This window comes from Xenorhabdus aichiensis (assembly GCF_028598775.1).
Classification (GTDB): Bacteria; Pseudomonadota; Gammaproteobacteria; order Enterobacterales; family Enterobacteriaceae; genus Xenorhabdus; species Xenorhabdus bovienii.
Genome location: NZ_JAQRFO010000065.1, coordinates 1 through 18,132, shown reverse-complemented (window position 1 = coordinate 18,132; position 18,132 = coordinate 1). Strand labels below are relative to the sequence as shown.

Genomic DNA, 18,132 nt, shown 5'->3' with positions numbered 1-18,132 from the left:
CTGGGGTTGCAAGATTACGTTAATACTAAATGTTATAAGGTGAAGAAATGACGAGCTATCAAATACAACCACATCAACAACGTGTCATGGATGAAGCAACCGAGCTAGATCAAAAGATTGAGAAATTATCTAATTTCATTGGTGATTCCACCTATAGAAAGTTAGAAGAAATTGACCAATTTCTACTAGATGCACAACTGTCAGCAATGAAAATGTACTCAGAGATTCTGCATAAACGTATTAGGCGATTTTAATTTCAACCTCAGAGCAAGTGATGCTGGGGTTGCAGGAGTATGTTAGGAGTCAGTGTCAATGAAAGAAGAATCTCAAAAAATACTCGTAGAGTTATTAAAGAAAGCTAACGATGGAATTGATGCAGCCGTTAGCTTCAGTCAGGCGCAAATACCAGACGTTGTGCAGCAACTATTAGTGTGGAATTTTGCTTCATCATTAATCTTTACTGTTGCTGGGGCTGTTCTGTTTATGTTCTTCCAATATTATTCGTGGAAAGTTTTTAAATACCTGCGCAAGGAATGGGCGGGTGATGAATTCATTGATCATCCAGAAATAATGCTAATAACGCTGGCGTATATGGCGACCTTTTTGCCCGTAGCGTGGTTAAGTCTTGATTGGCTAAAAATCTGGCTAGCGCCAAAACTCTACCTACTCGAATACGCAGCATCACTGATTAAGTAGCCCCTACAACTCAGTGACTATAACAACACCCCATGCCATCAGTTAACGCGGGTGGCTTTTTTGTATCTGGATTTCACCGCGCCGGGTTATCGCCGTCTGCCTGTATTAGCCATGACATGTTCCCTTTGCATCGAGCGTACAGGTCAGAATCAAAAATAATCAATGCCCTAGACAGTCATTATCAGCAACATCCGCTGTAGGCAGAAGAAGCGGTGTGACAGCCGGAGAGACGGCCTGCATTGCCCTCATGATTCATTGAGTCGTGATAGCTATGTAGACAATGAATTGGTTTTCATTAACATCTAAAGACTTCCATAAATAAGACTCGAAGAGGTAATCATGGCCGGATTAAATTTTGAAGCCATTGGTCGTTGTAAGGTTTTGAAAGAAAAACTCAGAGAATTAGATATTCAGAGAAATAAATTCATTAATGAGTTGAGGGCAGAAGTTTCACGGCTTGCGAAAGGGAGTAGTTACCTCACCCCACCGGAAATCACAGTGTTTGATATAGAGTTAATGCATGGGTTGTTAAGCAATATTTCATCCGCTGATAGTGAATTAATGCAGGTGGTGAATGAGTTTAATAATTGGTGCCAAGAAGCCGGAGAAAAGCCTGTAAAATTGCATATTCCAATGAGAACGTAATTAATGCCATATTTGTCATAAGGCCATCGGTTAACACAGGTGGCTTTTTCTTTTGGAGGGCAGCACATGCCGCCACGTATCCCTCGAGCCTGCCGCAAGCAGGGCTGCCCCAAGACCACCACCGACCGAAGCGGCTACTGTGCTGATCACCTTCACACCGGCTGGGAGAACCACCAGCAAGGGAAGAGCCGACACGAACGCGGCTATGGCAGCAAGTGGGACAAGTTAAGGGCAACTATCAAGGCCAGAGATAAACATTTATGCCAGCAATGCTTACGTGAAGGCCGGGCAGTGACAGGTACAACCGTTGACCACATCAAGCCCAAGGCACACGGTGGCACGGATGCGTTAACAAATCTGATTCTATTATGCTGGTCTTGCCATAGAGCGAAGACAGCGACGGAGAGACTACGATGAGTGAGAAACAAGTGAAACTGTCACGGTCAGTGATGAGATGGCGGGTGATGGGGTCGACATTCATATTTAATTTCATTTGTAGATCATATTAATGGTGATGATAACGATGGTTAGCATCCTGAGATAATTTTAATTTCATTAGTAACAATATCATCAGTCATGGTCACTCAAGGGGAGGGGAGGGTCAAATCCCTGGCACTCTCGCCCCAGGGGACCGCCGCCTTACCTCTTTCCACATCGCCGCAGGTTAGCAAACTTTTTTATGGGACTCCCCATGCTGTCTTTAATAGGAGAAACCGATCATGTCAGGGCCACCCAAAACCCCGACCCACCTGCGTCTGGTGAGGGGGAACCCATCGAAACGCCCGATCAATAAAAACGAACCCAAACCGCCCACAGGGGTCCCCCCAACCCCGAAGTATTTTGACAAGCAGGGCAAGTACTGGTTCAAGCGCATGGCGGAGGAACTGGATGCCCTCGGGGTGATGAGTCAACTGGATGCGAAGGCGTTGGAATTGTTGGTGGAAGCGTATGTTGAGTACCGGCACCACTGTGACACACTGGAGCAGGCAGGCTATACCTATCCCACCACGTCAGCGACCGGCGATAAGATCATTAAGGCGCACCCCGCCGCGGTGATGAAAGCCGATGCGTGGAAACGTCTGCGCGCCATGCTGGGGGAATTCGGCATGACCCCGTCAACCCGCGCCAAGGTGAACATGAACAGCCCTGATCAGGCTGACCCTCTGGAAGATTTCCTTAAAGCAAGAGATTAACGCATGGCAAAAGTGGCTGAAGGCATTCGCTACGCGGAACGCGTCGTGGCGGGTGAGATTGTGTCCGGTGAACTGGTGCGGCTGGCTTGTCAGCGTTTTCTGGATGACCTGAAAACCGGTGAAGAAAGAGGGATCAGCTTTAGTGAACCCCGCGCTCAGCATATCCTGAACTTTTACAAATTTGTCCCCCACGTCAAAGGGGCACTGACAGGCAAGCCCATTGAGCTGATGGACTGGCATGTTTTTATTCTCATCAATATCTTTGGCTTTGTCCGTCCGCTGATTAATGAACAGACCGGCGAAACTGTCCTGCGCAATGATGGCAGCGGTCGCCCGGTGATGGTGCGCCGTTATCGTACCGCCTATAACGAAGTCGCCCGCAAGAACGCCAAATCAACATTGTCCTCCGGCATCGGGCTATACATGACCGGGGCAGACAGTGAGGGCGGGGCGGAAGTCTATTCGGCGGCCACGACCCGTGATCAGGCGCGCATTGTATTTGAGGATGCGAAGAACATGATCAAACAGGCCAGACCCACTTTGGGCAGGTTGTTTGCGTTCAATAAGCTGGCGATTTATCAGGAACAGTCGGCGTCCAAGTTTGAGCCGCTGTCCAGTGATGCCAACAACCTGGACGGCCTCAATATCCATTGCGGCATTGTCGATGAGCTGCATGCCCACAAGACCCGGGATGTGTGGGACGTACTGGAAACCGCCACCGGTGCCCGGCTGCAATCGCTGCTGTTCGGTATCACCACGGCGGGATTCAATAAGGAAGGTATCTGCTACGAGCTGCGCGACTATACCGTCAAGGTGCTGCGCGGTCAGGTGCCCGATGACACCTTCTTCGGCATTATCTACACCCTCGACAAAGAGGACGATCCCTTTGATGAAACGGTGTGGCAAAAGGCCAATCCGGGGCTGGGTATCTGCAAACGCTGGGATGACCTGAGACGGCTGGCGAAAAAGGCCAAAGAACAGGTCTCTGCCCGGCATAACTTCTTCACCAAGCACATGAACCTGTGGGTGACGGCCGAATCGGCGTGGATGGACATGCTCAAATGGGACGACTGCGACCCGGTGTCCCCGCCGCATGAGCTGAAAACCTACCCGATGTGGGTCGGGGTGGATTTGGCGAACAAGATAGATATCTGTGCGGCCGTCAAGGTCTGGCAGGGCAATAACGGGCATGTGCATGCCGACTTTAAATTCTGGCTGCCGGAAGACCGGATTGAACGCTGCTCCCGTCAGATGGCCGAACTCTACCGCAAGTGGGGGGAGATGGGCGTCTTAACGCTGACGGACGGTGAAGTCGTCGATCATGTCCAGATAAAGGAAGAATTGCAGCACTGGGTGGCCGGGGAAAACCTGAAAGAAATCGGCTTTGACCCGTGGAGTGCCACTCAGTTCAGCCGGGCACTGGCCGAAGAAGGGTTGCCGCTGATTGAGGTGTCCCAGACGGTCCGCAATTTGTCGGAAGCCATGAAATCGCTGGAAGCGCTGGTCTACAGTGGTCAGTTCCACCATAACGATCACCCGGTCATGAACTGGATGATGAGCAACGTCACCGCCAAACCCGACAAGAACGACAACATTTTCCCCGACAAATCCACGCCGGAAGCCAAGATAGACGGGCCCGTCGCGTTGTTTACCGCCATGAGCCGCCTGCTGGTGAACGGGGGCGAACAACCGGAAAGCCTGTCTGATGTGCTGATGGCCCGGGGTTTACGTTCCCTCTGAGGTACTTTCATGAAAATATTACTCTTTGCTGCCCTGCTGGTCGGACTGGCAGGCGGCGGTCTATTGTCTTACGGGGCATGGCTGCTGCTGCCGGCGGCGGGGTTTATAGTGGCCGGGGGGTTATGTCTCGGCTGGTCTTATCTGGTGTCCCGTATGCCGGATCGCAAGTCAGATAAGGGGGCCTGATGTTTTTCCCCGGACTGTTTCGAAAATCCGCTGAACCGATGACCTCGCGTGAACTCAGTGAACTGATTGGCCTGTCGTATGACACCTACACCGGGCGGCGGGTCAGCCCCCGGATGGCCATGCAATTAACGGCCGTCTTTAGTTGTGTGCGGGTACTGGCGGAATCGGTCGGCATGTTGCCCTGTTCGCTCTATGAACAACTGGAGCGGGGTAACAAACGGGCGACCCGCGAACGGCTGAATACCCTGCTGTCGGTGAAACCCAACAACTACATGACCCCGCAGGAATTCTGGGAGCTGCTGATTGCCTGTCTGTGTCTGCGCGGCAACTTTTACGCCTACAAGGTCAAGGCCCTCGGCGAAGTGGTGGAATTACTCCCCCTGGATCCGGGCAGCGTTATCCCCAAACTGAACAGTGACTGGCTGCCGGAATATCAGGTCACCTTCCCGAACGGGGATAGCCGGACACTGACTCAGGATGAGATCTGGCATGTGCGTATCTTCACGTTGGATGGCCTGACGGGATTAAGCCCGATTGCCTATGCGCGACAGGCGATTGGACTGGGGCTGGCGACCGAAGAGCACGGCTCCCGGCTGTTCGGTAACGGGACAGTGACCAGCGGGGTACTGCAAACCGATGAAAAATTGACGGATGAGGCCTTTGACCGCCTGAAAGCGGATTTTGAGGCGCAGCATCAAGGGTTGGTGAATGCCCATAAACCCATCATTTTGGAAATGGGGTTGAAGTGGAGTCAGATTAGCCTGTCCGCCGAAGACGCCCAGTTTCTGGAAACCCGTAAGTTTCAGCTCGAAGAGATTTGCCGGATATTTCGCGTTCCCCTGCATATGGTGCAGAACACCGACCGGGCGACCTTTAACAACATTGAAAATCTGGGGATCGGTTTCATTAACTATTCGCTGGTGCCGTACCTGACCCGTATCGAGCAGCGGATTAATGCCGGGCTGGTGAAGGGAACTAAGCAAGGGCGGTTTTATGCCAAGTTCAACACCGGGGCCTTGTTACGCGGGGACATGAAATCCCGCTTCGAGGCGTACACCCGGGGCATTAACTGGGGTATTTACTCCCCGAACGAATGCCGGGAACTGGAAGAGCTGAACCCGCGTGAAGGCGGGGATATCTACCTGACCCCGATGAACATGACGACCGATCCCGATTCACCCCCCAAACCCAAGACGGAGACTGAATCCCATGCCGATGATGACGAAACAACGGCTTGATATTCCCCTGAAAATCAAATCGGTCAGCGACTCCGGCGAGTTCGAAGGCTACGGTTCGGTGTTCGGGGTCAAAGACAGCTATGACGATATTGTGTTACCCGGTGCCTTTGAAAACTCGCTGAAGCAGTGGGGCGAAAAAGGCAGCTTACCCGCTCTTCTCTGGCAGCACCGGATGGATGAACCCATCGGTATCTATACCGAGATGAAAGAAGATGAGGTGGGGCTGTATCTCCGGGGGCGCTTGCTGATTGACGATGACCCGCTGGCGAAACGGGCGCATGCCCACCTGAAAGCGGGGTCACTGTCCGGTCTGTCCATCGGTTACATCCTGAAAGACTGGGAATACGACCGGACGAAAGAGGCCTTTTTACTGAAAGATCTCGATTTGTGGGAAGTGAGTCTGGTGACTTTTCCGGCCAATGACGAAGCCCGGGTCAGTGAGGTGAAATCCGCCTTTGCCCGGGGTGACGTTCCTGCACCAAAAAGTATTGAACGGGTCCTGCGCGACGTTGGACTCTCCCGCTCTCAGGCCAAGGCTTTTATGGCTGAGGGGTACGGCGCGTTGTCTCTGCGTGACGCTGAAACGGACGTGTCCATTTTGAATGCATTGAAAACTATTACTTTTGAATAATCACGGAGTCCATTATGGCAGTTGAATTGAAAGACGTTGAACAGGTCGCGCAGGAAATCAAGGGGCGCTTTGACGAGTTCAAAGAGAAGAATGATAAACGCTTTGAGGCGATTGAGGCCGAAAAAGGCAAGCTGGCGGGGCAGGTTGACACCCTGAACGGCAAGCTGTCCGAACTGGATGACCTGAAAACGGCGCTGGAAGAAGAACTGGCGGGGTTGAAACGTCCGGCAGGCGGCAGCAATAACAAGGCCGTGACGGAGCACAAAACCGCCTTTGCCCAGTTTATCCGCAAGGGTAAGGATGACGGACTGGCCGAACTGGAGCAGAAAGCCATGCAGACCGTCAGCGATCCCGATGGCGGCTATGCCGTTCCCGAAGAACTGGATCGCAATATCATCAGCGTCCTGAAGGATGAGGTAGTGATGCGGGCAGAATGCAGCGTGGTGTCCGTAAGTAACCCCAACTTTAAGCGGCTGGTCAATCAGGGCGGCACCAACAGCGGCTGGGTCGGCGAAACGGACGAACGGTCTGAAACCCAAACGGCCAAACTAGCGCCCATCGAACCGGTCTGGGGCGAAATCTACGCCAACCCCGCCGCCACCCAGACCATGCTGGACGATGCCTTCTTTGATGTGGAAGCCTTCATCACGGCGGAACTGGCGCAGGAATTTGCGGAACAGGAAGAAGACGCGTTTACCCACGGTGACGGGGTCAAGAAGCCGAAAGGGTTGCTGGCTTACGGCAGTGACGCACTGTCCGACAAGGATCGCAAGTGGGGCACCTTGCAGCACCTGCTGCTGAAAAAGCCGACCGAAGTGACGGCGGACGAAATCATGCAGCTGATCTACACCCTGCGCAAGCCGTACCGCAACGGGGCGAAGTTCATGATGAACAACAAGATGCTGTTCACCGTGCGTACCCTGAAAGACAGTCAGGGCAACTACCTGTGGCAGCCGGGCTTGCAGTTGGGCCAGCCGTCTGCGTTGCTGGGTTACGGCATTGCGGAAAATGAGCAGTTTGCCGATTTGGGCGCGGACGCTATCCCGGTAGCCTTCGGTAACTTCAAACGCAGCTACACCATTCTGGATCGCATGGGCGTACGCATGTTGCGTGACCCGTACACCCACAAGCCGTTCATCCACTTCTACACCACCAAGCGCGTAGGGTCTTTGCTGGTGGACAGCAACGCGGTGAAACTGCTGAAAGCGGGTGGCGGTAAGTAATTATCAGGCGGCCACCGTGCCGCCTTTTTACCGGGGGAAACATGCCATTACCGACAATCGAAGAACTGCGGTTGCAGTGCCGGATAGATGAAACGCAGGACGATGAACTGTTATTGACCTACCTGACTGTCGCAATAGAAAAGGCCGAGAACTACCTGAACCGCAAGTTGTATGACGAGAAAGTGCCTGATGATGATCCTGACGGCATGCTGATTACCCCCTTAATTAAGCTGGCGCTGATGTTGGCGGTGGGTTTTTGGTATGAGCACCGTGAACCCAACGTATTAGCGAGTGGCTTTAAGGAGCTGCTCAATGATTACCGTATCAGGCCGGTAGGAGGTCAACATGCAGGCGGGACGGCTTCGTAATCGCATCACGTTACAGAACTTTACTCAGGCCAGACTGCCTTCCGGCCAGAAAGTGCAGGAATGGCAGGATATCGCCACGGTCTGGGCGGAGGTGAAACACATCAGCGGACGGGAATTACTGGCCTCCGGGGCGGCACTGTCCGAAGCCACCGTACGGGTTTGGCTGCGTTACCGTGCAGACATCACGAGTGCGTCACGTCTGGTATTCAAGGGGCAGGTGTATGACATTCAGGCCGTCATTCCTGATGGGAAATGTACCCAGCTTGAATTACTGTGTAAACAGGGGGTGAAAGCATGATTATCACCGATTTAGATTTTTCGGGATTGCGGGAGATTGCGCGGGATCTGGAACTGCTCAGCAAAGCCGAAAATACTCAGGTATTGCGGCAGGCGACGTATGCCGGGGCGACCGTATTGCGTGACGAAACCCGGCAGAAAGCGCCGAAACGCACGGGTAAACTGGCGCGTAACATCGTGGCATCTAATCAGAAGATCCGCAAGGGTGAAGTCTCTGCCGGGGTGTATGTCCGGGGCGCGAACGCCAACGGCACCAACAGCGATAAATCCATGAAGGCCAGCGATCCGCGCAACGCCTATTACTGGCGTTTTCTGGAGAATGGCACCTCAAAGATGGCCGCCCAACCGTTTATTCGTCCCGCGTTTGACCGTAAATCGGATGCCGCGGCCGAATTTGCGATGAAACGGCTGAATCAGGCCATTGATGAGGTGCTATCGAAATGACGGAGGCCGATATTTTCCCCTTACTGGCCCCAGTGTTGCCCGATCAGGTCTTTCCCTATGTCGCGCCGCAATCAGCGCCGCCTGTCTCCCCGCCGTGGTGTGTCTTTTCGCTCTACAGCATTGATCAGGATGTGCTGAACGGGCAGGCCGGGCAACTGAACAATCTGCAAATTGATGTCTATGCACTGACCATTGATGCAGCGCGGATGATACGGGATAAGGCCAGAATAGCCCTTATGCCGCTTAAACCGACCCAACTGAGCGAAACCCACAGCTACGAGTCTGACACGGGGCTGTACCGTGCCACGCTGGAATGCCAAATCTGGCAGTAACAAACCCTTTTCCCCTGACCGTCTGCGGACGGTTTTTTTATTTCTGGAGAATCTCCCATGAGCAGTAAGTACGAAAAAGCCCAGGGCACGAAAGTCAGCATTTCGGCCACGGCGGCAAAAGAAGCGAACCCGGTCACCGCCGTCTGGCAGGATATTGACTGCACCACGAAAGAGGTCAGCTACACCGGTGGCCAGAAAAGTGACATTGAGGTCACCACCCTGTGTTCCACCGAGCAGGAAATGACTAACGGTCTGGCGGCACCGGGCGAAATTACCCTGTCCGGTAACTGGTCAGCCGACGAAGCCGGGCAGAACACCCTACGCAATGCCTACGACACCGATGAATTGCATGCTTTTAAGGTGCAGTTCCCGACCGGGAATGGCTATGCCTTTTTAGCCGAAGTGCGGCAGAACTCATGGAGCGTGTCTGCCAGTGGTCTGGTTACCGCGTCGTTTACCCTGCGACTGAAAGGCAAGCCCGTTCCCCTCAAGCAAGCGACTACGTTAACTAAAGACACTTCACAAGGATAAATCCCATGGCAAAGGCAAAGAAAGATTTACGGGCGTTAGCACTGGCACCCGGCGCGGGATTTCGCAGTAAACCCGTCACGGTACCGGAATGGGGCGATGTTGTCGTGATCCTGCGCGAACCCTCAGCGGGGGCGTGGGCACTCTGGCAGGAGATTATTTCTCCCACTGAGGATGAGGAAGCGCAGCCGCTGTCGGTCGCGGAGAAGACCCGCCGCAATGTCCGGGGGGATGTGGTGCTGTTTATCGATGTGTTGTGGGATGAAGACGGTGAACAAGTATTTTCTCCTGACGATAACGACACCGTGGCGGGGATTTACGGTCCCGTGCATGCCCGGTTACTGCATCAGGCGCTGGATTTAATGACGTCACAGGCCGACGCGGAAAAAAAGTCAAAGAGCCCCTGACCTTCTTCATGATGACACTGGCGTTGCGGCTCGGCAAAACCCTGCATGAGCTGCAACGGGACCTGAGTGCCAGTGAATTGTTGTGCTGGATGGCCTACGACCGGCGCAGTCCCCTCAGTGATCGCCGTGGTGACATTCAGGCCGCCCAGATAGCCTCAGCGGTTTATCAGTCGCAGGGCGGCAAGGTCAAACTGGAAGATGCCCTGCTGCAATGGGGGGCCGATCCCCAACAGGATGATCAGGCGTTCTCTGATCTGGAAGGTTTCCTGTCCAACTTATCGTGAGTCATTTCTTATGGCAAAACTGCGTGAACTGATTATCAAAATCTCGGCAAATTCGGCCTCATTTCAGTCGGAAATTGCCCGTGCCTCCCGGATGGGGGCGGATTATTACCGGACGATGGAAAAGGGCGGACGTCAGGCGGCGTCTGCCAGCCGTAACAGCCAGCAGGCGATGCGGGAACTGAACGGACAACTGGCCTCCGTACGGGACACGGCAAAAGGCATGGCGGGGGCGTTTGCCGGGATGTTTGCGACCGGACGTCTCATCAGCATGGCGGACAGTTACAACTCCCTGAATGCCCGTATTAAGCTGGCCACAACCTCAACAGAGGATTTCAAAAACGCCCAGCAAGGGTTGCTGCGGATTAGTCAGTATACCGGCTCAACCTTTGAGTCCAATGCCAGCCTGTTCACCCGCGTCTCCAGCGCCTTGCGGGAATACGGTTATTCGACAAAAGATATCCTGTCCCTGACCGATTCCTTGGCCACTGGCCTGCAAGTGTCCGGGGCGTCCGCCGAAGAGACCGCCTCCCTCATCACCCAGTTATCACAGGCGTTAGGGCGTGGCGTACTTCGGGGACAGGACTTTAACTCGGTCGCCCAATCGGGGCAGCGGATCATGAAAGCCCTGTCTGATGGGCTGGGGGTCGCCCAGAAAGACCTGAAACAACTGGCGGATGCCGGGGAACTGACCACGCCGAAGATTGTTCCGGCATTAATCAGTCAGTTGAAAACCCTGCATAAAGAATTCGATTCGATGCCGAATAGCGTGAGCGCGGCCTCAACCCGGGTCATGAACGCCTTCCAGCAGTGGGTCGGGGGCGCTAACCAGACCACCGGTGCGACCACCACCTTGTCCGGTGCTTTGGATGGCGTGGCGAAAAATATCGATGCTGTCGCGACCGTCGCCGGGGTCTTGGTGGCAGTCGGGGCAGCCCGTTTCTTTGGTGGCATGATATCGGGGGCAATCACAGCAACGGGCAGTATCTGGAATGCCTACAAGGGAGAGGTTGCACTGGCTCAGGTGCAAGTTCGGGGGACGCAGATTTCTACTGCCAGAGCACGAGCAGCAGTATATCGAGCGCAAAGGGCAGTACTGGCAGCTAGAGATATAGAGGCTCAAATAGTAGCAGAAAGACGATTAGCTGCGGCACAAGCCGGACTCAGTGCCAATCTGGGGGCGAGGGACGCCGCAAGGAACCGTCTTAATGGCGTTGCATCTCTTGGTCTTCGTATGGGGCAAGGGTTATTGGGGGCGGTGGGTGGTATTCCGGGAATTATCTTAGGGATCGGCGCTGCTTGGTTGTATGTCCATGAAAAAAATGAACAAGCGAGAAAAACTGCAATTGCCTATGCGGATGGCGTTGATCAGGTCAGAGAACAGCTAACTAAGATGTCTAGAGTTGGTCTTGAATCGACAGTGGTTGATGCGTCTAATTCTATTGCTGCGCAGAGGAAGGAAATAGTCAATACAGAAGGAGAAATACGAAAAATACGGGATTCATTGAAGGCTTTGCGCGATATGGAAGCCAAATCAAAGGAAAGTCCAATATTAACTCGTCTCAATACCTTTTATACATTGAAGGAAATACAGGACAAACTTGTTGATGTTCAGGGAGAGCTATCACAAAAAACATACAAATTAGAGCAGCAGACAGAAAAGTTACGGAACACAGAGTCTCTGCGTAGTGACGCTTTGCAAAAAAGTATCACAAAAACAGTTGAATTAGCTGGTGCGGTGGGTTCGTTGTCTGCCATGTATGAACAATTAAATCGCGTCACAGGACTAAATACTAACGCTACCCCTCCTATATTTCCTGGTATGCAGCTACCTGCATTAGATAGCAAGCAGCAGGACGCTATAGATAAAGCTCGGCGTGAGGAAGTTCTAGCTGGTTTACAAGGAATGAACAAAGTTCATCAGCAAGCTACGTATGAGGCTGATGATCTAAATCTGCCACCGGGATGGCGTGAAAATTATATTGCTGCAAAGATGGGGGCTGCGACAGCAACAAATGATTTAACAGAGGCCAATAGAGCACAAAAACAAGCGGAACAGGAAGCTACCGCCGCAGCTAGAAAAGCGGCATCAATTACAGCGGATTATCAACAGAAAATTGCTAACCTCAATAGGGAAATACAAATAGAGGTTGTCAGATACAAAGAAGGAGATGCCGCCGCTGATTTGTTTGCGGCCTCTTTGGAATCTGGGACTAAATGGTCCGGTCAGCAACGTTCGGAGCTTATCAGGCTGAATAAAACACTGGAAGAAGCCAAACAGAAATACCAAGACCTACAGGACGCTATTTCAAATGATCCTTTCCGCAATACCGCCAAGAGTGCCAAGAAAGCCCGTGAGCAGTTAGAGCGCCAGTTTAAAAATAAGGATGTCACACCGGAAGAATACGGACGCCGCAAAGATGATATCTGGCGAGATGAGGTCAGGGGCAACACAAGCGCTAAACAGCAGTATGCCGTTTCCGCCAGAGAGGATTTACGGGGCGAAGTTGACCCAATACAGGATTTGGATAACCAACTGGCACGCAAAAAGGCGCTTTATCAGTCCTATGCTGATTCAACTATTATCACTGAGCAACGCAAAAATGAGTTAATTATTGCCGCGGATAATGAAACTAATGAACGCCGCTATGAGGCAGCGATGCAACTGTATGCCAGTCAGGGACGGATACAGAAAATGACGGTGGATCTGTTTACCGTAACAAAAGAACGCATGACTAACATGTTAACGGGCATGTTGACCGGCACCCAGTCATTCAAGGACGGCATGATCGGCCTGTTTGCCTCCCTCACACAAAGCATTATCCAGAACCTGATGAATATGGCAGCGGAAGCTATTCTGACCAGCAATATATTGAAATCCATCATGGGCGTGGCTGGTGGGTTTTTCGGTGGCGCGGGCGGCGGAGGGACAACGCTCGCTAATGGTCAGGCCGTACCCATGTTGCCCCAGAACATCTCAGTCAATGCCAAAGGTGGGGTCTATGATTCACCGAGTCTCAGCGCCTACAGTGGGCAGGTTGTTAGCACACCCACCTTCTTTGCCTTTGCTAAGGGCGCAGGACTAATGGGGGAGGCGGGGCCAGAAGCCATCATGCCGCTCACCCGTGCCGCTGATGGTTCGCTGGGCGTTCGTGCGCTGATGCCCGCGGGAGTGAGTGCCGGTACTGCGCCGCAAGTCAGCATTGTCATTAGTGACAAGGGATCTGACTCAACTTCGTCTCCTGGGTGGGAACAGTTTGGCAGTGAGATAGGGCGGTTCGTTGATCAACGTTATCGTGCATTGATAGGCAGAGATTTAGGTCAAGGCGGTGTGCTCAACCGTGCAATAAAAGGAGGAAGGTAATGAATCAAGAAGAATTTACTTATATCCCGCGTGTCAATCCGACGGGTGATATTACTCAGCGGGTGCGCACTGTTCAGTTTGGGGATGGGTATAGTCAGCGGAGTGGTGACGGCATCAACAGTAATCATCAAAGCTGGCCGTTAACTTTCGTTGGCAACCAGCAATATATTGGCGAAATCCGCCAGTTCTTGCTTCGTCATCAGGGGTGGCGATCCTTCAAGTGGCGTAATCCCTTATCTGAGCTGGGGTTGTATGTTTGTCAGGGACACCGGGTAACAGCTTTGGGCATGAACGGCATGCATGAACAGATGTATCAACTCACCGCCACGTTTGAAACCACTTACCAACCCTAGGATATCTCATGACAATTAATGCCGATCTCCAGCGTCTTGCGCCGGGGGATAAGATTCTATTGTTTGTTGTTGATGGCTCGGCCTTTGGTGGGCCAGAACTGTATTTTCATAATCAACCTATCCCGTACACAGAAAATGAGCTGGAAAACCCCGATCAGTTACCCATAAAGTCTATCTGGTGGCAAGGAGTGGAGTATAAGCCGTGGCCTGTGAGAATTGAAGGTCTGGAGGTCAGCAGTGATGGCAGTGCAGCCTCACCGACGCTCAGTGTGGCTAATCTCGACGGGACTATTAGCGCCATGTGTTTAGCTTATCAGAATATGGCGCAGGCGCGTGTCACTATTCGCATGACCTTTGCGCATTATCTGGATGCCCGTAATTTCCCCGAAGGTAACCCGGAAGCTAACCCGACGCAGGAGAAAATAGACGTCTACTATATTGACAGTAAGACGCATGAGGACAATACGGCCATCAAGTTTGCCTTGTCTTCTCCGGCTGACCTGCAAGGGATTCAAATTCCGACCCGGCAGATACACAGCGTATGTACGTGGTGTATGCGCGGGTTATATCGACAATCCCCCTGCAACTATACCGGTGATCGTTATTTTGATGAGGAGGGGAACCCAACAGATGATCCATCAAAAGATGCCTGCTCTGGATTATTGTCAACAGGATGTGAGCTGCGCTTCGGGAAAGGAAATCAACTTCCCTTTGGTGGCTTCCCCGGTTCAGCCTTATTAAGGCGATGATATGGAAACGCTGCGTAAACATATTATCGATACCATCATGGATCACGCACAAACAGAATACCCTAATGAGTGCTGTGGTCTGGTGATTCAAAATAGCCGCAAGCAGCAATATATCCGTTGCCGCAATACCGCACCGTCTCCGACAGAACAGTTCAGCATGCACCCAGCCGATTACGCCGAGGCTGAGGATATCGGTACTATTGTTGCCATCGTCCACAGTCACCCCGATGCCACGACACAACCCAGTCAACTGGATATCGCACAATGTGACCTGTCACAAGTGCCGTGGATTATTGTCTCATGGCCAGAGGGAGATATCCGTACTGTTATGCCGACTGAGGGGATTAAACCCTTGCTGGGTCGTCCGTTCGTGCACGGTATCTGGGACTGTTACGCCATTGTCCGTGACTGGTATCGGCTGGAACGTAATATTGAACTCCCCGATTTTGAACGCTCAGATGGCTGGTGGGAACGCGGCGAAAACCTGTATATGAAGAATTATGCGGATGCTGGGTTTACTGAATGTAGTGGTGAATTACAGATAGGTGATGTCATCATTATGCAGGTACAGGCCAGCGAACCTAATCATGCGGGTGTGTATATCGGAGACGGGCTGATGCTACATCATATGTATGGACAACTCAGTAATCGTGTGCCTTATAGTGGGTATTGGCAAGAAAGAGCAGTGAAAATATTGAAGCATAATTTCACAAATAGTTTGTAATTTTCATTTGTGGTTAAAATATAATAAATTGCAGAGGCACACCTACACTAATTAGATGGGATCATGTCATGAATAAAAAAATCATAACTATTTTGGCGTTTGTTATAGTTTTTGCAGGACTATTCATATTTTCAGGGTACAAAGAGGGGAAGACTGAAAGCGAACCGCAGGAACTTGCTGATATTTCTAACTCAGTGGTTGAAAAAGCGAGAGTGTCAGTGAGAAATTCCCTTAAAGACCCTGATTCTGCTATCTTCGAATATATATATCCGAGCAGCCAGCATGCCGATATTGCGTGCGGTATGGTTAACGCCAAAAATAGCTATGGTGGTTATACTGGGAAAAAGAAGTTCATTGTTAATATCAGTAATGACACGGTGGTGATTGATAGTGATTCAGAGCTAATTTCCTCAAAATGGGATGAATTTTGCGAAAAATCTAAGCCGATAATTCTATTGAAATAATTAGAACTTACAACCCCCTAACGGGGGTTTTTTTATGGAGTAAATTTATGAATACGTTACGAACAATACGGTTGTCCGGCGTGCTGATACCCCAATTCGGACGAGAGTATAAGCTGGCAGTCTCATCCCCCATAGAGGCTATCAGGGCACTGTCTGTCCTGATTGATGGCTTTGAAAAGTTCCTGCTGACCGCCAAAGAGCGCGGACTGACTTTTGCCGTATTCATCGGAAAACGCAATATCAACCGCGACGAACTGGAATTATCTGGTGAGGGCGACATTCGGATTGTACCGGTGATCATTGGCAGCAAAAAGGCGGGTATCTTCCAGACTATTCTCGGCGCGGTGATGGTAGTGGCCGGGGTGTTTTTGTGGGCAACCCCTTATGGCGTTCCACTCGTGATGTCCGGTGCTTCTATGATGCTGGGGGGCGTGGTGCAGATGTTATCACCGATGCCGGGCGGATTGGCACGACGGGAAGATCCCGACAATAAACCCAGCTATGCGTTTGGCGGGCCAGTCAACTCCATCGCACAGGGAAATCCGGTTCCGATTGGATACGGTAGACGCAGAATAGGCGGTGCCATTATCTCGGCGGGTATCTATGCAGAAGATCAGCAATAACCCTCAACAGTCTTAACAGGTCGCTACGGCGACTTTTTTTATGGGTGAAATATGGCTAATCAGTTAATTCGGGGCAGTAAAGGCGGCGGTGGAAGCCCCCGTACTCCGGTCGAGTCGCCCGATTCCTTGCAATCGACCTCTTACGCTAAAATCTTATTAGCCTTGGGCGAAGGAGAGTTTGCGGGTGGTTTAGATGGCACCAATATCTTTCTGGATAACACGCCGATTATTGGCCCTGATGGTCAGGCAAATTTTCAGGGGGTGAAGTGGGAATTTCGCCCCGGCACACCCCATCAGGATTACATACCGGGCATGCCTGCGGTAGAAAATGATATTACAGTTGGCGCGGAGTTAACCGAGTCATGGGTACGCTCGGTCACCAATACTCAATTGTCTGCGGTACGTATTAGGTTATCTTGTCCACAGTTGCAGGAACAGAAGGATGACGGCGATACTGTCGGCTATGTCATTGACTACGCGATAGATGTTGCCACCGATGGCGGGGCGTATCAGGAAGTGTTGAAGACAGCCGCCGATGGCAAAACAACCACCAAATATGAGCGCTCACACCGTATTGATCTGCCCAAGGCACATTCAGGCTGGCAGGTTTGTGTGCGCCGTCTGACCCCGAAACAGACCACTAACCGGATTGCGGATGCGATGGTGGTAGAAGCGATCACTGAGGTCATTGATGCCAAACTGAGTTACCCCGAAACCGCCTTACTTTTTGTTCAGTTTGATGCCAAACAGTTCCGCAATATCCCCCAGGTATCGTGTGAGCCGAAGATGCGCATCATCCGCGTTCCGGCCAACTATGACCCTGAAAGCCGCCATTATTCCGGTGTCTGGGACGGGTCGTTTAAATGGGCATGGACAGACAATCCGGCGTGGGTACTGTATGACCTGATGATAAATGACCGGTTCAGTATCGGTACACGGGTGAAAGCGGAGAATCTCGCGCTGGCAAAATGGGATTTGTACCGCATCGCTCAATATTGTGATCAGCTTGTGCCTGATGGTAAGGGCGGTCAGGAGCCGAGATTTACCTGCAATGTGTATATCCAGTCACAAGAGGACGCCTGGACGGTTTTACGTGACATTGCCGGTATCTTTCGGGGCATGACGTTCTGGGCAAACAATAACATGAATGCGCTGGCCGATATGCCGCGAGATATGGATTACATCTACACCCGCGCCAATGTTCGGGACGGTAAGTTTACTTATGCCAGTGCCAGCGAGAAGACCCATTACTCTACCGCGATGGTGAGCTGGTCAGATCCCCAAAACGGCTATCAGGATGCGGTAGAACCTGTTTTTGATCACCAGTTGATACGCCGATTTCAGGTTAAGCAAGCCGATATCACCGCGATTGGCTGCACCCGACAGAGTGAGGCTATCCGGCGCGGAAAATGGGTACTGCATACCAATCAATATGACCGGATGGTGTCGTTTACGGTGGGATTGGATGGAAAGATCCCCTTACCCGGTTACATTGTCGGTGTAGCGGATGAAATGTTTTCCGGTCGTGTGCTGGGTGGGCGTATCAGTGCGGTGGATGGGCGTAACATTACATTAGACAGGGTATCGTCTGCAAAAGTGGGCGAACGGTTAATTCTGAACCTGCCTTCTGGCAAAGCGGAAGGGCG

Annotated in this window: 24 protein-coding genes; all 24 read left to right on the top strand. The window is 51.9% G+C overall.

What is annotated here, in order from left to right; translation table 11 throughout:
- Window positions 1-47: 47 nt before the first annotated feature.
- On the top strand, window positions 48-254 hold the full coding sequence (locus tag PSI22_RS19545) for a crAss001_48 related protein (RefSeq protein WP_273581186.1): 207 nt from the start codon (window positions 48-50) through the stop codon (window positions 252-254).
- A gap of 58 nt (window positions 255-312) precedes the next feature.
- Window positions 313-696, top strand: a complete 384-nt coding sequence (locus PSI22_RS19540) for a hypothetical protein (protein WP_273581185.1) — start codon at window positions 313-315, stop codon at window positions 694-696.
- Between the two features lie 339 nt (window positions 697-1,035).
- Window positions 1,036-1,341 carry a hypothetical protein gene (locus tag PSI22_RS19535; protein WP_273581184.1) on the top strand — a complete coding sequence of 102 codons (306 nt, stop codon included), beginning with the start codon at window positions 1,036-1,038 and terminating at the stop codon, window positions 1,339-1,341.
- Window positions 1,342-1,407: 66 nt separating this feature from the next.
- A complete protein-coding gene (locus tag PSI22_RS19530; protein WP_273581183.1) occupies window positions 1,408-1,758 on the top strand; it encodes an HNH endonuclease in 351 nt (116 codons plus the stop codon).
- A 341-nt stretch (window positions 1,759-2,099) separates the two neighbouring features.
- On the top strand, window positions 2,100-2,534 hold the full coding sequence (locus PSI22_RS19525) for a phage terminase small subunit P27 family (RefSeq protein ID WP_238099819.1): 435 nt from the start codon (window positions 2,100-2,102) through the stop codon (window positions 2,532-2,534).
- A 3-nt stretch (window positions 2,535-2,537) separates the two neighbouring features.
- Window positions 2,538-4,274 carry a terminase large subunit gene (locus PSI22_RS19520; protein WP_273581182.1) on the top strand — a complete coding sequence of 579 codons (1,737 nt, stop codon included), beginning with the start codon at window positions 2,538-2,540 and terminating at the stop codon, window positions 4,272-4,274.
- Window positions 4,275-4,283: 9 nt separating this feature from the next.
- Window positions 4,284-4,460 carry a hypothetical protein gene (locus tag PSI22_RS19515; RefSeq protein WP_273581181.1) on the top strand — a complete coding sequence of 59 codons (177 nt, stop codon included), beginning with the start codon at window positions 4,284-4,286 and terminating at the stop codon, window positions 4,458-4,460.
- Window positions 4,460-5,698 carry a phage portal protein gene (locus PSI22_RS19510; protein ID WP_273581180.1) on the top strand — a complete coding sequence of 413 codons (1,239 nt, stop codon included), beginning with the start codon at window positions 4,460-4,462 and terminating at the stop codon, window positions 5,696-5,698. Before PSI22_RS19515 ends, PSI22_RS19510 begins: the two co-directional genes overlap by 1 nt.
- A complete protein-coding gene (locus PSI22_RS19505; protein ID WP_273581189.1) occupies window positions 5,676-6,329 on the top strand; it encodes an HK97 family phage prohead protease in 654 nt (217 codons plus the stop codon). Before PSI22_RS19510 ends, PSI22_RS19505 begins: the two co-directional genes overlap by 23 nt.
- A gap of 14 nt (window positions 6,330-6,343) precedes the next feature.
- Window positions 6,344-7,552: a phage major capsid protein gene (locus PSI22_RS19500; RefSeq protein WP_273581179.1), complete on the top strand. Its 1,209-nt coding sequence runs from the start codon at window positions 6,344-6,346 to the stop codon at window positions 7,550-7,552.
- A 41-nt stretch (window positions 7,553-7,593) separates the two neighbouring features.
- Complete coding sequence (locus PSI22_RS19495) at window positions 7,594-7,920, top strand: head-tail connector protein (RefSeq protein WP_273581178.1); 327 nt, start codon at window positions 7,594-7,596, stop codon at window positions 7,918-7,920.
- On the top strand, window positions 7,898-8,218 hold the full coding sequence (locus tag PSI22_RS19490; protein ID WP_273581177.1) for a phage head closure protein: 321 nt from the start codon (window positions 7,898-7,900) through the stop codon (window positions 8,216-8,218). The genes PSI22_RS19495 and PSI22_RS19490 overlap by 23 nt, the downstream gene beginning before the upstream one ends.
- The gene (locus PSI22_RS19485) at window positions 8,215-8,661 is read left to right on the top strand and encodes an HK97-gp10 family putative phage morphogenesis protein (RefSeq protein WP_273581176.1); all 447 of its coding nucleotides are present in this window, start codon (window positions 8,215-8,217) and stop codon (window positions 8,659-8,661) included. Before PSI22_RS19490 ends, PSI22_RS19485 begins: the two co-directional genes overlap by 4 nt.
- Window positions 8,658-8,993: a tail completion protein gp17 gene (gene gp17 / locus PSI22_RS19480; RefSeq protein WP_273581175.1), complete on the top strand. Its 336-nt coding sequence runs from the start codon at window positions 8,658-8,660 to the stop codon at window positions 8,991-8,993. Before PSI22_RS19485 ends, gp17 begins: the two co-directional genes overlap by 4 nt.
- Before the next feature lie 57 nt (window positions 8,994-9,050).
- Window positions 9,051-9,524, top strand: coding sequence for a phage tail tube protein (locus PSI22_RS19475; protein WP_038226528.1), 474 nt, complete (start codon window positions 9,051-9,053; stop codon window positions 9,522-9,524).
- 5 nt (window positions 9,525-9,529) lie between these two features.
- The gene (locus PSI22_RS19470) at window positions 9,530-9,928 is read left to right on the top strand and encodes a phage tail assembly chaperone (RefSeq protein WP_273581174.1); all 399 of its coding nucleotides are present in this window, start codon (window positions 9,530-9,532) and stop codon (window positions 9,926-9,928) included.
- An 11-nt stretch (window positions 9,929-9,939) separates the two neighbouring features.
- Window positions 9,940-10,212 carry a phage tail assembly protein T gene (locus PSI22_RS19465; protein ID WP_273581188.1) on the top strand — a complete coding sequence of 91 codons (273 nt, stop codon included), beginning with the start codon at window positions 9,940-9,942 and terminating at the stop codon, window positions 10,210-10,212.
- Window positions 10,213-10,222: 10 nt separating this feature from the next.
- Entirely contained in the window at window positions 10,223-13,573 is a 3,351-nt protein-coding gene (locus tag PSI22_RS19460; RefSeq protein WP_273581173.1) for a tape measure protein, read from the top strand.
- A complete protein-coding gene (locus PSI22_RS19455; protein WP_273581172.1) occupies window positions 13,573-13,926 on the top strand; it encodes a phage tail protein in 354 nt (117 codons plus the stop codon). The genes PSI22_RS19460 and PSI22_RS19455 overlap by 1 nt, the downstream gene beginning before the upstream one ends.
- Window positions 13,927-13,934: 8 nt before the next feature.
- Entirely contained in the window at window positions 13,935-14,675 is a 741-nt protein-coding gene (locus PSI22_RS19450; RefSeq protein ID WP_273581171.1) for a phage minor tail protein L, read from the top strand.
- A gap of 10 nt (window positions 14,676-14,685) precedes the next feature.
- Window positions 14,686-15,399, top strand: a complete 714-nt coding sequence (locus PSI22_RS19445; protein ID WP_273581187.1) for a C40 family peptidase — start codon at window positions 14,686-14,688, stop codon at window positions 15,397-15,399.
- Window positions 15,400-15,467: 68 nt separating this feature from the next.
- On the top strand, window positions 15,468-15,863 hold the full coding sequence (locus PSI22_RS19440; protein WP_273581170.1) for a hypothetical protein: 396 nt from the start codon (window positions 15,468-15,470) through the stop codon (window positions 15,861-15,863).
- A 47-nt stretch (window positions 15,864-15,910) separates the two neighbouring features.
- On the top strand, window positions 15,911-16,486 hold the full coding sequence (locus tag PSI22_RS19435; protein WP_273581169.1) for a tail assembly protein: 576 nt from the start codon (window positions 15,911-15,913) through the stop codon (window positions 16,484-16,486).
- A 51-nt stretch (window positions 16,487-16,537) separates the two neighbouring features.
- Window positions 16,538-18,132: TipJ family phage tail tip protein (locus PSI22_RS19430; protein WP_273581168.1), on the top strand; the 1,595-nt coding region annotated here is incomplete at its 3' end.